Genomic DNA, 13,777 nt, shown 5'->3' with positions numbered 1-13,777 from the left:
GGGCTAGCATCGACCATGACCGAGATCTTCGATCGCATCCCTCTGCTGTCCGGCGCGCCGCGTTCCGTCGAGGAGTTGCCCGGCGGGCTGACCAACCACAACTACAAGGTGACCGTTCCCGGCGGCGCCCACGTGGTGCGGGTGTCCGCCAGCGAGGGATCGCTGCTGGCGATCGACCGGGACGTCGAATACTCCTGTTCGCTGACCGCCGCGCGGATCGGGGTGGGGGCGCCGGTGCACGACTATCTGCCGGAGCTCGGGGTGCTGATCGTGGGTTTCCTGCCGGGCCGTACGTTCACGGAGGCCGACCTGCGTGACCCGGCGAACCTGCGGCGGCTGGCCGAGGTGTGCGGACGGCTGCACGCGGGGCCTCGGTTCGCACGGGACTTCGACATGTTCGAGGTGCAGCGGGGCTATCTGGAGATCGTCCGGACCCGCGGCTACCGACTTCCGGCGAAATATCTCGATTTCATGCCCGAAGTTGAGCGGATCAGGAAATGTCTGGATATTCGGGATGTGGGGCGGGTGCCGTGTCACAACGACCTGTTGCCCGGCAACATCATCGACGGCGGCGAGCGGCTCTGGCTGATCGACTACGAGTACGCCGGCAACAACGACCCCTGCTTCGAGCTCGGCAACATCTGGAGCGAGTCGGACCTGTCTCTGGATCTGCTGGAAGAGCTGGTCACGGCCTACTACGGCCGCCGCCTGCGCCACAAGATCGCGCGGGCGCGGCTGCTCGGGCTGATGTCCAAGTACGGCTGGACGCTGTGGGCCTCGATCCAGGACGGCGCCAACCAGAGCATCGACTTCGACTTCTGGTCGTGGGGCATGGAGAAGTACGAGCGGGCGGTCGCCGAGTTCACCGGATCCGGTCTGGCAGCGCTCATGGACGAGGCGGCCCGGGCAGACTAGGGGCATGTTCGCCGCATTGACCGGGCTCGGCCTGTCCACCGCCGCCGGGCTGAACGCCTACATTCCGCTCCTCGTGGTGGGCGTGCTGGCGAACGTCACCGACAGGGTGAAACTGCCCGACGGCTACTCGTGGCTGTCCAACTGGGGCGTGCTCGCCGTGATCGCGGTGCTGCTGGTCGCGGAGATGGTGCTGGACAAGGTCCCGGCCGTCGACAGCGTCAACGACGCCATCCAGACGGCGGTACGACCGGCGGCCGGCGGCGTGGTGTTCAGCGCCACGAACGCGGCCGCCGAGCTCGACCACTCGACCTGGATGACCGGGCACCCGTGGGTGGGCTGGGTGCTGGGCATCCTGGTGGCGCTGGCCGTGCACGCGCTGAAGGCGACGGCCCGTCCCATGATCAACGTGGGGACGGGCGGCGTGGGCGCGCCCGTCGCGAGCACGGTGGAGGACGTCGGGTCGCTCGGTATGAGCCTGGTCGCGGTGTTCGTGCCCGTGCTGGTGGTCGTCGTGCTGCTGCTGATGGCCGTGCTCGCCTGGTGGACGATCAGGAAGGTACGCCGCTACCGCGCCGCCCGCCGGGCCAGACGCGCGTCAGGAAGCCCGTAGCCATCGGCGCAGCACTACGAGGAACTCTCCGGGACGCTCCTCGTGCAGCCGGTGGCTGGAGCCCTCCCAGCACACCACCTTCGACGCCGGATGCTTGCACAGCCCCGCCTCCCAGGCGGCGCGTTCCGCGTCACTCCAGATCGACAGCACCGGGCACTGCCTGCGGACGATGTAGTCGTCGCTCGCCGGCCGTACCCCGATCGCGCCGGGCAGCGTGAACATGGCCTCGAACGCCTGGAGCAGCACGTGCGGCGCCATGCCGTGCAGCCTGCGCTGGTGCCAGCGCCTGATGACGGCCGGGGTGGCGGTGTTGGTGCACCACCGGTCGAGTTGTACGGCGGCGGCGTGCGGGTGCGGGCCGCGCAGTGCGGCGATCGTCTCCGGGAAGTCGCGCGCGATGTCCGCCGACATGCCGTAACCGGGATCGACCGCGACCAGCTTGCGTACCTTGTCCGGATGCTCGACCGCCAGGATGGAGACGACCTGGCCGCCCATGGAGTGGCCGATCGCGATCACCTCGGGGATGGCCAGCATGTCCATCAGCGCGGCGAGGTCGTCGGCCATCTGGCGCGGCGTGTTGCCCTCGTCGGGCACGGACGAGTAGCCGTGGCCGCGTAGATCCACCGCGATCACCCGGTGCTTGGCGGCGAGCCCGTCGATGTGCCACGACCACTGGTGGGAGTCGGCGCCCCAGCCGTGCACGAGCAGCAGCGGCGGGCCGTCCCCCGTGCCGTCATCGGTATAGAAGAGCCGGATATTTTGCCCTATATCCGCGTAAGGCATCCTTCACCCCACCTGCTCATGGATGGTGGCGCAGACCGTCGCCCCGGCCTCCTTGGCGGCGGGCAGCAGCGAGCCCAGCCCGAAGAACCCGTGGAACATCCCGTCATAACGCACGCTCCGCGTGTCCACCCCGGCCGCGCGCAGCCGCTCCGCGTACGCCTCGCCCTCGTCACGCAGCGGATCGTGCTCCGCCGTGATCACCAGCGCGGGCGGCAGCCCGCTGACATCCGCGTTGATCGGCGAGCTGTACGGCTCGGCTCGGCGCACTTGGTCGGGCTGGTAGCAGTCCCAGTACCACCGCATGTGCGCCGTGGTCAGGAAATATCCGTCCGCGTTCTCCGCGTACGAGGGCGCGGTCTGGGCGGCGTCGGTGACGGGGTAGATCAGCACCTGCAGCGCGATCGGCGGCCCGCCCTCGTCCTTGGCCTTCAGGCACGTGACGGTCGCCAGGTTCCCGCCCGCGCTGTCGCCGGCGACCACCAGCCGACCGGGATCCGCGCCCAGCTCGCGGGCGTGCTCGGACACCCAGCGGGTCGCGGCGTACGCGTCCTCGACGGCGGCCGGATACGGGTGCTCCGGGGCCAGCCGGTAGTCGACGGACACCACGATCACGTCGGCGTCCGCGCAGATCAGGCGGCAGATGGAGTCATGCGTGTCCAGCGAGCAGAGCGTGAACCCGCCGCCGTGGAAGTACACGACCACCGGCCGCACTTCTTGTGTCGTCGGCGGCCAGTAAACGCGCACGGGCAGGTCCCCCGCCAGCCGATTCTCCACCCGGCCCACTTGGTACGGCTCGGGCTCCAGCGGGGGCATCTCGGCGATGATCCGCCGGGCCTCGACGGCGTCCGTCACCTCGGTCCCCACCCGGGGGAAGACCGCCGTCATCGCGTCGATGACCGCCCTGGTGAGGTCGTCAACGGCCATGAGTTCACCCACCGTCCCTACGGGAGAGCAGCTGGGTCTCCCCCGCCGTCCAGCCGCCGTCCACCGCCAGCTCGGCGCCCGTGATGTAGGACGCGGCATCGGACAGCAGGAACGCGATCGCCTCCGCCACCTCCTCGGGCTCACCGCACCGCCCGGCCGTGGCCAATGGGAACGTGCCCTCGCCGGAGACCGCGCCATGCGGGAGCGTCATCGCGGTGACGATCATCCCGGGATGTACGGAGTTGACCCTGATCCGGTGAGGGCCGTACTCGATCGCGGCGATCTTGGTGAGGCCGCGGACACCCCACTTGGACGCGCCGTACCCGCCCGTACCGGGGAGCGCCGTCAGACCGGCCGCCGACGACAGGTTCACGATCGAGCCGCCGCCGGACGCGCGCATCGGCGCCACCACCGACTTGAGCCCGAGGAACACGCCGACGAGGTTGACCTTGAGCACCCGCTCGAAGTCGTCGAGCGAGTGCTGCTCCAGGGGCGCCGAGGGGGCGATGCCCGCGTTGTTGACCAGCCCGTCGAGCCGGCCGTACTCGTCCAGGACCCCCTGGACCACCTCAGCCCACTGATCCTGATTCGTCACATCGTGCGGGATAAATCGTGATTCGATGGCTTTTGCGGTGGCGGTGCCGTCCTCCACGAGGACATCGGTGATCACGACGCTCGCCCCCGCCGCGACGCAGCGGCGGGCCGTCGCGGCCCCCATGCCCCTGGCGCCGCCGGTGATGAGCACTACCTTGCCGTCAAGCATGCGTGGCTCCTTCGCGGTAGGTGAACTGAACCACGCCCCCGCGACACAATCAAGAGCTTGCTTGGTAACGCGAAGCCTGCCTCGCCACCCATCCGCCCGGCGCTCGCACTATCCTCTAGGCAGCGGGCCAATCAACAGGAGGCGAGGACGGTGATGGAGGTCATTCTCATCATCCTGGCGGTCCTGGCCTTCCTCGGCCTGGTGGCCGGCGTCGGCATCTACTTCCTCGTCAAGCTGGGCCAAAAAGCGACCGTCAAGGCCAAGCAGGCAGCGACCCAGCTGACCACGCACGTCAACGCCATGGGCCCCGGTGACGCCGCCGAGGTCGAACGCCTCCGTCTCGACCTGCGCCGCGAGGTCTCGATCACCCGCCAGGCCGTCGACCACGCGCTGCGCCAGGGCTGGGGCCTCGGCGACCTGCCCCGCCTGCTGGCCGACCTGTCCGCGCAGGCCGACATACACGACGCACAACTCGCCATGTACGCCCAGCAACGCCGCGCCTCGCCCTACGTCGACCACGCCACGCTCCACCGCCTGCGCGAGCACCAGGCCAAGCTGACCGCCATGTGCGCCCGCATCCGCGCCGACCTCCTCGGCGACCAACTCCAGCACGCCGCGGCCGGCATCGACGACCTCAACTCCCGCACCGACCTGGAGATCGAGGCCCGCCGCCGCGCCCCGGACCCGCTGGACGAGATCGACGAGCTGTACCGCAGGAGCACGCAGGAGCGCCGAGACCTCTCCTGACGATTACCCGACGTGTCATGGTGACGCCGTTCAGTCAGCAGCGGCGGAGGCATGCGCGATGACCACGGCACTTCCCGAGTGGTTCTACCCGGGCCCCTCCGGCGGATGGACCGCCGACACGAACGGGGCCTCACACCGCCGGAACACCTGGTCGTAGCCCGTGAGGTGACCGTGACACTCGGCCTGCGGCAGCGTCCCGAGCCCGACGTTCTCCTCGTGAAGAGATCGGCGCTGACGCCCTCCATCACGTCCTTCAAGCCAGAGGACGTCCACCTGGTCATCGAGGTGGTTTCCGACGAGTCGAGAGAACGCGACCGCACGACCAAGTCCCTCAAATACTCAGGGGCCGGCATAAAGCATTTCTGGCGGGTGGAACAGGAAGAAGACGGCAAACATGTCGTCTACACGTTCGAACTCGTGCCTGTAGTTCGGGCCTACGCGCCCACCGGCATTCACCGCGGCCGTCTGAAGGCCGACCTCGGTTTCCCTGTGGACCTCGACCTCGATCTGGACAAGATCAAGGGCTGACCTGGCGCCCCCAGGTGCGGTGGATGAACGCGTCATATTCCTCCGCGCTGGCGCCGTCATTGAGCATGGCCCGGGCCGCCTGCGCCTGCTGGGTCGTGGGGAGCAGCCCTTCGAGCAGGATCGGTAGCGCGAGCCGCCGCGCCAGAAGTTCAACCGCCGAGATCCCGTACGGCCTGCGCACCACTGACACGTTGACCCGCAGCGCGTGCTCGTTCCCCGGCGCGACTCCCGGCCGATCGATCTCGATCGCGACATAACGGAAGCCATTGGCCAGGTCACACGGTCCACACCCAGCGGGGCCCCGGCTCAGCCGACCGCCGCACTCGGGGCAGGTCAGCCGGTCGTAGGCCGCGTCGACCACCCGCCACGGGTGCCTGTCAGGCTCGTCGACCACCATCTCAGCGATGGCGCGCTCGTCGGCCTGCCCGGCCGTACCGAAGTCGCGCTCCAGGAACGCCCGCCAGCCGTCCTCGACGATCGTGTCCACCAGCCGGGCACACCGAACACACTCCGGAGCACCAGCCGGTTCCCAGTGGGAGCATTCCTCGCATCGTCGCACTCCAGCACCGTACCGGCGGCGAAAAGCCGACTTCACCTGATTATCGCGAGCCCGTAGATATTCGGTTGCACCGATCAGACGCCGCTCGGCATAATCGGCCAAGCTGATCGCAGGGCGTGTGTGGAGGGAGGTTGAGACCGTGATGACGACGACTGTTCGCGTGCCGTTTTCCGCGTCCTCTGACCTCCCCACCGGGATCTCGCCAATCTGATCGCTGAGCCGGTGGGCCTCATTTCTGGAGAAATCCCACCGTGCCCAAGCACTCCTCGCCCCGCCGCCGGGGCAAGTACGCCCTCGACGCCGATGATCTCGAATGGCTCGACAGCACTCCCGTGGACGACGGACCACCTGTGGGTGACCGCTGGTCGACCTGGGACCAGAGCACCCCCACCGAGCGCGGCCCGAAGCCGCACCCGGACTGGCTCGTCACCGAGCTAGCCGCCGTGGACACCGAACTCGGCATCCTCAAAACCGGCAAGGAAGCCGACGTCCACCTGCTCTCGCGCGGCGTACCGGATACGGACCGCGTCTGCCTGCTGGCCGCCAAACGCTACCGCTCAGCGGAACACCGCTTGTTCCACCGGGACGCCGGCTACCTGGAAGGCCGCAGCACCCGCGAAAGCCGCATGAACCGGGCCATGGCCAACCGCACCGCCTTCGGCAAGCAACTCATCGCCGGCCAGTGGGCCGCGGCCGAATTCGGCGCCCTGTGCCGGTTGACCGAGCTCGGCCTGCCGGTCCCCTACCCGGTGCAGATCGTCGGCACCGAGATCCTCCAGGAATTCATCGGCACCCCGGACGGCTACGCGGCTCCCCGCCTCGCCAACGTCTCGGACGACCTCGACGACCTGTGGGCGCAACTGGTGGAGGCGCTGGTCATCCTGGCCAGGGAGGGACTGGCGCATGGCGACCTGTCGGCGTACAACCTGCTGGTCCGCGAGGGCAGGCTGGTCATCATCGACCTTCCCCAGATCGTCGACGTGATCTCCCACCCCACGGGCCCGCAGTTCCTCGACCGGGACGCCCGCAACGTGGCCACCTGGTTCGCCGCGAAGGGCGTCGCGTCGGCGGACCCCGACGCCCTTTCCGTCCTGCTCCAGTCAGAAGCCGGGATGCTCTGACACCCACGCGCTGGACCCGCGCCGCACACACGCATCGCCTGCCGTACGCGCGAATAGCGCCCGGCCAATGATGCGCGGGCACAGCCGGCGGAGGGCGTTGACGTGAGGGTCGTGGACCAAGACCGCCACGACCCTCCAGGGGCGCGGGCCGCTTATCTCCCATAGGTCCCCGTTGACCCCACCACACCACTGCCCCTCGGCGGCCAGCTTGTTACTGGGGAATTTCATTGGGCTGATCCCTTGACCTGGGCCCCGGAAGGGGGGAGTTTGGTCGGCATCGGATTTACGAGTCACTTCCGAACCTAGTTCGCAAAGGGGTGTCGTGGCGATTGTGATCGGAGTGGTGACCCACTCGACGCACAGGGAGTTGTTCCGGGAAGCCGCGAACACGCTCGGCGGGGTCGACCTGGAGTGGGTCAGTTACGACCACGAGGACGAGATCCGCGCCAAGGTCGCCGAGTTCCTGAGCACGACCCGGCTCGACGGCTTCCTGGCCGGCCCGGTCCCGTACACGGCCAGCCGCGAACTCCTCCCACCCGACCTCCCGGTCGGTGTGATCCGCTCGTCGGCGCTTGACCTGACCCTCGCGCTCTATCGCGCCCAGGAGCGTGGCTGGGGTCGCACCCCGGTCAGCATCGACACCTTTCCCGCCGAGGCGGTCGAGGCGGTCGCCACCGCGCTCGAACTCGACGCCGACGCCATCGACTGCCTGCCGTATGCCCCCACGCAATCCGTGGAGGACATCGTTGAGTTCCACCGTTCCGCGTACCACCGGTTCGGCGACCGCAGCTACGTGATCAGCGTCCGCGCCGACGTCCGCGAGCAACTGTCCGGCGAGATCCCGATCATGAGCGGCATGCCGGTGCCGGCGACGATCCGGACCGAGCTGCACGAGCTCGCGCTCCGGATCGAGTCCGAGCGAGCCAGCGCACAACGCTTCGCCGCCGGCGTCTTCCTGATCTCGCATTCGCAGGACGAGGAACGGGCCCGGATCGGCCTGATGAATCTGTTGCTCAACACCCCCGAGTTCGCCGGCGCGTGGATCGAGGACCGCGGCCGGCGCGGTGTCGTCGTCTTCGCCCACAAGGCCTTGTTCGAGCGCATCACCCGCAACTGGGTCGCCGTACCCGCGCTCACCGAGGCGGCCACGGCGCTCGGTGCGCAGGTCTCGGCCGGGTTCGGCGTCGGCGCGTCCGCCCGCAACTGTGTGGCCCTGGCCGAACAAGCGGCCGCCCGGGCCGAGCAGGAGGGCGGGCCATGCGGCTACCTGATCGAGGACAGCGGCGTGATCATCGGCCCGATGGGTCCGGTCCGGGCGGCGCTCAGCTACTCCTACCGCGAGCACGGCGACGACATCGAACAGCTCGCGAAGTCCGTCGGCCTCAGTGCCGCGACCGTCTCCCGGCTGGCGGCACTGGACCACGAACTGGAAGGTCGCGCGATCTCGCCCGGTGAGCTCGCCGACCATCTCGGCATCACGGATCAGAGCGGGCGCCGACTGATCCGGACACTCGACGCTGGGGGCCTCGTGAGCGTCGAAGGCACAGCTCAGCACCATCCGAAAGGACGCCCGACGCGTCTGTACCGGCTACGCATCGCCCAAGCGCTACTGCGCCCCTCCCGTTGAAGGGACCCCCCATGGAGTTCAACCGCCGCCAGATCCTGAAGTACGCAGGCCTCGGCCTGGCCCTGCCCGCCGCATCGCCCCTGCTGTCCGCCTGCTCCAACGACAAGTCCGGAGGCTCAGGCGACGGCAGCGTGAAGTTCGAGGGCTGGGACTACGAGGCCGCACTCGTCCAGCAGAACCTCGACAACTTCACCAAGACCAGCAACATCAAGGTCAACTACACCCCGATCACGAGTGCGCAGTACGTGCAGAAGGTCGTCGCCGAGTTCACCGGTGGTGGCGGCCCGGACGCCCTTTACGTGTACGACGATTCCCTCGCGGGCTGGGTCGAGGGGGACTACCTGCAGCCGCTCGACGGCATGCCCGGCGTCGACGAGGTGTACGCCGCGATCTACCCGGGCAACGCGGCCGCGATGACGTACCAGGGCAAGCGCTACGGCCTGCCGTACTACACAGACTCCAACTGCCTGACCTACAACGCCGGCATCCTGGCCAAGGCCGGAATCACGAAACCCCCTGCCAGTTTGGAGGAACTGGAAGCGCAGGCGATCAAGATCAAGAAAGCCGGCCTCCTGCAGTATCCCATCGGCGTGCCGGCGCAACTGTCCGACACCTGGTGGTCCTGGGTGTGGGCGCTGGTCTTCGGCAGCGGCGGCAACATGTTCGACGACCAGCAGGCGCCGATCATGAACACCACTGACACCGTGGTGAAGGACGTCTTCGCCTGGCTGCAGCAGGCGGCGAACAAGTCGAAGGTGATCGACCCGGCTTGCCTGCAGATGACGGCGGTTCCGATAGACAACGCGATGAAGGCGAACCGGTACGCGTACACGATCGGCGCGCGGTACGCGAGCCGCGACTACAACGACGCGACCAAGTCCAAGGCCGCGGGCAAGATCCGGATGGCGCTGGTACCGAGCCTCGATGGTCAGGTGCACGGGACGGTCAGCAACACCCGGCTCTATGCGCTGGCCAAGGACACCGAGGTGAAGGACAACGCGTTCAAGCTGCTCACCTACCTGGGCGGACTCGACGCGAACAAGCAGCCTTACACCGCGAAGTTCTGGTTCCTGCAGCGTGGTCTCGGGTTCGCCTACAAGTCGATGGCGACCGACCCGGAGATCACCGCATCGCTGAAGAAGTTCGCCGACCCGGCGATCTACGCCCACCTGGGCGAGATCGCCAAGCCGCGCAACGTGCTCGGCGTGCCGTGGTACACCGAGTTCGAAATCGAGATGCACAAGGTCGTGCAGGGCGTGCTGAGCAACCAGACGCAGCCGTCCGCGGCGGTGGCGAGCTTGGCGCAGTCCGTTGACGCGCTGAAGAAGAAATACAACTGAGGATGGCTGCCCTCGCCGAACGCCGGCCGCTGGGCGACAACGCCAAGGCCTGGGCGCTGAACGCGCCGGCCATGATCGTGATCGCCCTGCTGGTTGCCTACCCGATCGCGTACTCGTTCTGGGTCAGCCTGCAGAAGAACAACCTGAAGCGCCCGCGGGCGAACAAGTTCATCGGCTTCGACAACTACCAGGCCCTGCTCAGCGATCAGGCCTTCCTGTCCGCGCTGAAGGTGTCGGCCCTGTTCGTCCTCGTGGTGCTCGGGCTGACCGTCGTACTCGCGCTGATCCTGGCGCTGGTGCTGAACGAGCAGTTCCGCGGCCGTGGTCTGTTGCTCAGCCTGGCTCTGTTGCCTTGGGCGATGCCGGGGGTGGTGAACGGCCTGATGTGGCGGACCATCTTCGACGCGAAGACCGGGGCCCTGAACGGTCTGCTGACGCAACTCGGACTGATCGACGACTATCACGCCTGGCTGACGTCCGGGACCGGCGCGTTCCTGTTCACCGCACTGGCCCAGGTGTGGAACACGCTCCCGTTCTCGGTCATCATTCTGCTCGCCGGACTGTCAACGATCCCCTCAGAGTTGTACGATGCCGCCACCGTCGACCGAGCGGGTGCGGTGCAGCGGTTCGTCCAGGTGACGTTGCCGTGGTTGCTGCACCCCCTGCTGATCGTGCTGATTCTCGAGACGATGAACGCGTTCCGCGCCTTCGACACCATCTACGTCCTGACCGGTGGCGGACCGGGGGACGCGACCACCACCATCGCCCTGCTCGACGTGCAGACCGTCCTGACCTTCACCGACTTCGGCCTGGGCAGCGCCTACGCCTGGGTGATCACCGCGATCACCCTCCTGATCTCGGTCGGCTACATCGGCCTGCTCTACCGGAAGGGGAACTTCGAGGTATGAGCACCGTGGTGAAGGTCCCCCTGCGCTACCGAATCCCCTGGAAGAAGATCTTCCTGTACGTGCTGGCGGTCGCGTTCGCGCTGTATCTGGTGTTGCCGTTCTACTGGATTGTCGCGATGAGCTTCATGCACGAGGTGGATGCGATCTCCGTTCCGCCGCACTGGATTCCGGTCCACCCGACAGTGGAGAACTATCTCGGTTTCCTGCATCCGAGTGAGGCCCAGCAACTCGTCGGCGGCCGGGCGATCGACGAGACGCCGTACTCCTTGCGGAACAGTCTGATCGTCGCCACCTCGACGGCGATCCTGAATCTCGTGCTGGCCACGTTCGCGGCGTACTCGTTCTCACGGCTGAAGTTCCGCGGCAGTCAGGTGCTGCTGATGCTCTACCTGCTCACCCGGATGGTGCCGGGGATCGCGATCATCATCCCGTTCTACCTGCTGATGCGGACGTTCGGGCTGCTGGACACCTACCTGGCGCTGATCCTTTCGTACACGACGTTCGCGCTGCCGATCACGATCTGGATCCTGAAGGACTTCTTCCGCTCGGTGCCGCGCGAGCTCGAGGAGGCGGCCCGGGTGGATCGGTGCGGCTGGTTCCGGACCATGTGGTCGGTGTTCCTGCCGGTCGCGGCGCCGGGGCTGGTCGCGGCCGCGGTGTTCGCGTTCATGACCGCGTGGAACGAGTTCATGTTCGCGTTGTTCCTGACCAGCTCGAAGGCGGCGAAGACGATCCCGGTGGTGGCGGCGAACTTCGCCACCGACTTCAACACCCAGTTCACCGTGATGGCCGCGGCCGGCGTGCTCGCGGTCGTCCCACCCCTGGTACTGGCCCTGTTCTTCCAGCGCAAGCTGGTCCAGGGCATGGCCGCCGGATCCGTGAAGGGCTGACAGAGATGGCAGAGGTTCGACTCGAAGGCATCACCAAGAGGTTCGGCGGCAAGACCGTGGTGAACGACCTGAATCTGACCATCGAGGATCAGGAGTTCCTCACCCTGGTCGGCCCGTCCGGTTGTGGAAAATCGACAACCCTGCGAATGATCTGCGGCCTGGAACGGGCCTCCGAGGGCAACATCTTCTTCGACGGCAAGCCGGTCAGCTGGCTGCCGGCCAACAAACGCGACGTCGCGATGGTTTTCCAGAGCTACGCGCTCTACCCGCACAAGACGGTCCGGCAGAACATCGGGTTCGCGCTGAAGATGATGCGGGTGCCCAAGGCGACGATCGCCGAGCAGGTGCTGCAGGCGGCCCGGACGCTGGACATCGAGGACCTGCTGGATCGCAAGCCGCGCGAGCTGTCCGGTGGTCAACGGCAACGAGTCGCGCTCGGTCGCGCGATCGTGCGGGACGCCGGTGCGTATCTGCTCGACGAGCCGTTGTCCAACCTGGACGCGCAGCTCCGGGTGCTGATGCGTGCGGAGATCAAGCGGCTGCACGTGGATGTCGCCCGGACCTTCATCTACGTCACCCACGACCAGGTCGAGGCGATGACGATGTCGGACCGGATCGCGGTGATGCGCGACGGCGTGGTCCAGCAGTGCGCGACGCCGGAGGAGATCTACGAACGCCCGGCGAACCGTTTCGTCGCCTCGTTCATGGGCTCGCCGCCGATGAACTTCGTCACCGGCGAGCTGGCCGACGTCGACGGCGTCCGGACCTTCCGCAGCGGCGCGTTGACCCAGGAACTGGGCCGGTACGACGTTTCGCCAGACGACCCGGCCGTCGTCCTGGGCGTCCGGCCGGAGGACGTGACGTTGTCGCCGACCCCGGTCGCGGGCTACCAGCCCGGGAAGGTGTTCGTGTCCGAGCCGCTCGGTCCGGATGTGCTGGTCACGGTCCGCATCGACGGCGAGCTACTGAAGGCCCGCGTCCCGGTGCCGTTCCGGCTAGGTCATGACAGCACGGTGTACGTCGGCTTCAACCAGAACCGCCTGCACTTGTTCAAGGCCTCCGACGGGACCGCGCTGCACGCACCGCAGCGGGTATAGGCACCGCCCCCGATCCCCCATCGAGAGGAACGCTCTTGAGAAACCCCGAGAACGCGATCGTCGAGGTCGAGCTGCCGGACGACTTCGACGACTTCTGGGCGGCCGGCCTGGCGGACTGCGCGTCGTACCCGCTGGACCCGGTCCTCACCGAAATGCCGTCGCTGTCCACGGGCCAGGTTATTGTCTACGATCTGCGCTACACCAGCTATGGCGGTCTGCGGATCGCCGGCTGGTACACCGTCCCGCGCGATCGGCCGGCTCAGTGCCCGGCGTTGGTGACGATCCCCGGCTACATGTCCGAGCCGACGATCCCGAAGGAATGGTCCGAGCTCGGGTACGCCGCGCTCGCGGTGGCGCCGCGCGGAAAGCTGCGGTCGAACGACGTGTTCAACCCGGGCTACCCGGGATTGCTGACGCACAACATCGTCGACCACAACACGTACGGGTATCGCGGGTTCTACCTCGATGTGGTGCGGGCGGTCGAGGTATTGCTCGATCGGCCGGAAGTCGACAGTCTGCGGATCGGACTGCAGGGGTCGAGTCAGGGCGGTGGCCTCGGGATCTCGACAGCCGCCCTCATGCCGGACGTGATCCGGTGCGTCGCGGCGGGCGCGCCGTACCTGTGCGGGATCATGACCGCGCCGACACTGACCCGGTCGTATCCGTACGAGGAGATCAACGAGTACTTGCGGGTGCATCCGAAGGACGTCGACCGGGTGCGGGAGACGGTCGCGTACTACGACGGGCTCAACTTCGCGCCGAAGGTGCGGGCGCCGACGCTGCTGTACCTCGGTCTCGAGGACGATGTGTGCCCGCCGGAGACCGGGTTCGCGCTGCAGCGGGTGCTGACGTGTGAGACCACCCTGCACGCCTACCCGCACTGCGCGCACCACGCCGGGCTGCCGGGCGTGATGCGGATCGTGGAGGACTTCCTTGCCGAACACCTCACCCCGGGACGATGAACC

General features: G+C 67.5%; 15 protein-coding genes. 11 read left to right on the top strand and 4 right to left on the bottom strand.

Annotation, left to right across the window (positions count from 1 at the left end; genetic code table 11):
* The first annotated feature begins 15 nt into the window (after nt 1–15).
* Both AB0B91_RS14115 and AB0B91_RS14110 read left to right on the top strand, forming a co-directional pair.
* Nucleotides 16–915: a phosphotransferase gene (locus tag AB0B91_RS14115; protein ID WP_358318674.1), complete on the top strand. Its 900-nt coding sequence runs from the start codon at nt 16–18 to the stop codon at nt 913–915.
* 4 nt (nt 916–919) lie between these two features.
* On the top strand, nt 920–1,525 hold the full coding sequence (locus AB0B91_RS14110; protein WP_358318673.1) for a DUF4126 domain-containing protein: 606 nt from the start codon (nt 920–922) through the stop codon (nt 1,523–1,525).
* Here AB0B91_RS14110 and AB0B91_RS14105 read toward each other — a convergent pair.
* The 3 genes from AB0B91_RS14105 to AB0B91_RS14095 are packed head-to-tail and all read right to left on the bottom strand — an operon-like array spanning nt 1,511 to nt 3,995.
* Nucleotides 1,511–2,308 carry an alpha/beta fold hydrolase gene (locus AB0B91_RS14105; protein WP_358318672.1) on the bottom strand — a complete coding sequence of 266 codons (798 nt, stop codon included), beginning with the start codon at nt 2,306–2,308 and terminating at the stop codon, nt 1,511–1,513. The genes AB0B91_RS14110 and AB0B91_RS14105 overlap by 15 nt on opposite strands.
* Before the next feature lie 3 nt (nt 2,309–2,311).
* Nucleotides 2,312–3,232, bottom strand: coding sequence for an alpha/beta hydrolase (locus AB0B91_RS14100; RefSeq protein WP_358318671.1), 921 nt, complete (start codon nt 3,230–3,232; stop codon nt 2,312–2,314).
* Nucleotides 3,233–3,236: 4 nt separating this feature from the next.
* Entirely contained in the window at nt 3,237–3,995 is a 759-nt protein-coding gene (locus AB0B91_RS14095; protein ID WP_358318670.1) for a glucose 1-dehydrogenase, read from the bottom strand.
* Nucleotides 3,996–4,148: 153 nt separating this feature from the next.
* On the opposite strand from AB0B91_RS14095, the gene AB0B91_RS14090 reads away from it, so the two are divergent.
* Nucleotides 4,149–4,742 carry a hypothetical protein gene (locus AB0B91_RS14090; RefSeq protein ID WP_358318669.1) on the top strand — a complete coding sequence of 198 codons (594 nt, stop codon included), beginning with the start codon at nt 4,149–4,151 and terminating at the stop codon, nt 4,740–4,742.
* Between the two features lie 171 nt (nt 4,743–4,913).
* Nucleotides 4,914–5,270, top strand: a complete 357-nt coding sequence (locus AB0B91_RS14085) for a Uma2 family endonuclease (RefSeq protein ID WP_358318668.1) — start codon at nt 4,914–4,916, stop codon at nt 5,268–5,270.
* On the opposite strand, the gene AB0B91_RS14080 is transcribed toward AB0B91_RS14085, so the two are convergent.
* The gene (locus AB0B91_RS14080; protein WP_358318667.1) at nt 5,260–5,757 is read right to left on the bottom strand and encodes a hypothetical protein; all 498 of its coding nucleotides are present in this window, start codon (nt 5,755–5,757) and stop codon (nt 5,260–5,262) included. The two genes, AB0B91_RS14085 and AB0B91_RS14080, sit on opposite strands and share 11 nt — an antisense overlap.
* 323 nt (nt 5,758–6,080) lie before the next feature.
* On the opposite strand from AB0B91_RS14080, the gene AB0B91_RS14075 reads away from it, so the two are divergent.
* The 7 genes from AB0B91_RS14075 (at nt 6,081) to AB0B91_RS14045 (ending at nt 13,774) form a co-directional block, all read left to right on the top strand.
* Complete coding sequence (locus tag AB0B91_RS14075) at nt 6,081–6,950, top strand: RIO1 family regulatory kinase/ATPase (RefSeq protein ID WP_358318666.1); 870 nt, start codon at nt 6,081–6,083, stop codon at nt 6,948–6,950.
* A 322-nt stretch (nt 6,951–7,272) separates the two neighbouring features.
* Nucleotides 7,273–8,577, top strand: coding sequence for a helix-turn-helix domain-containing protein (locus AB0B91_RS14070; RefSeq protein WP_358318665.1), 1,305 nt, complete (start codon nt 7,273–7,275; stop codon nt 8,575–8,577).
* 11 nt (nt 8,578–8,588) lie between these two features.
* The gene (locus AB0B91_RS14065) at nt 8,589–9,917 is read left to right on the top strand and encodes an extracellular solute-binding protein (protein ID WP_358318664.1); all 1,329 of its coding nucleotides are present in this window, start codon (nt 8,589–8,591) and stop codon (nt 9,915–9,917) included.
* Between the two features lie 2 nt (nt 9,918–9,919).
* The gene (locus tag AB0B91_RS14060; RefSeq protein WP_358318663.1) at nt 9,920–10,825 is read left to right on the top strand and encodes a sugar ABC transporter permease; all 906 of its coding nucleotides are present in this window, start codon (nt 9,920–9,922) and stop codon (nt 10,823–10,825) included.
* Nucleotides 10,822–11,715 (top strand): carbohydrate ABC transporter permease, encoded by an 894-nt coding sequence (locus AB0B91_RS14055; RefSeq protein WP_358318662.1) that lies wholly within the window; start codon nt 10,822–10,824, stop codon nt 11,713–11,715. Before AB0B91_RS14060 ends, AB0B91_RS14055 begins: the two co-directional genes overlap by 4 nt.
* Before the next feature lie 5 nt (nt 11,716–11,720).
* A complete protein-coding gene (locus AB0B91_RS14050) occupies nt 11,721–12,812 on the top strand; it encodes an ABC transporter ATP-binding protein (RefSeq protein WP_358318661.1) in 1,092 nt (363 codons plus the stop codon).
* A 35-nt stretch (nt 12,813–12,847) separates the two neighbouring features.
* Entirely contained in the window at nt 12,848–13,774 is a 927-nt protein-coding gene (locus tag AB0B91_RS14045; protein ID WP_358318660.1) for an acetylxylan esterase, read from the top strand.
* Nucleotides 13,775–13,777 lie beyond the last annotated feature (3 nt).

Source organism: Nonomuraea sp. NPDC049141 (genome assembly GCF_040648415.1).
Classification (GTDB): Bacteria; Actinomycetota; Actinomycetes; order Streptosporangiales; family Streptosporangiaceae; genus Nonomuraea.
Note: the sequence above shows the minus strand (reverse complement) of the source record. Positions and strands in the feature narration are given on the sequence as shown.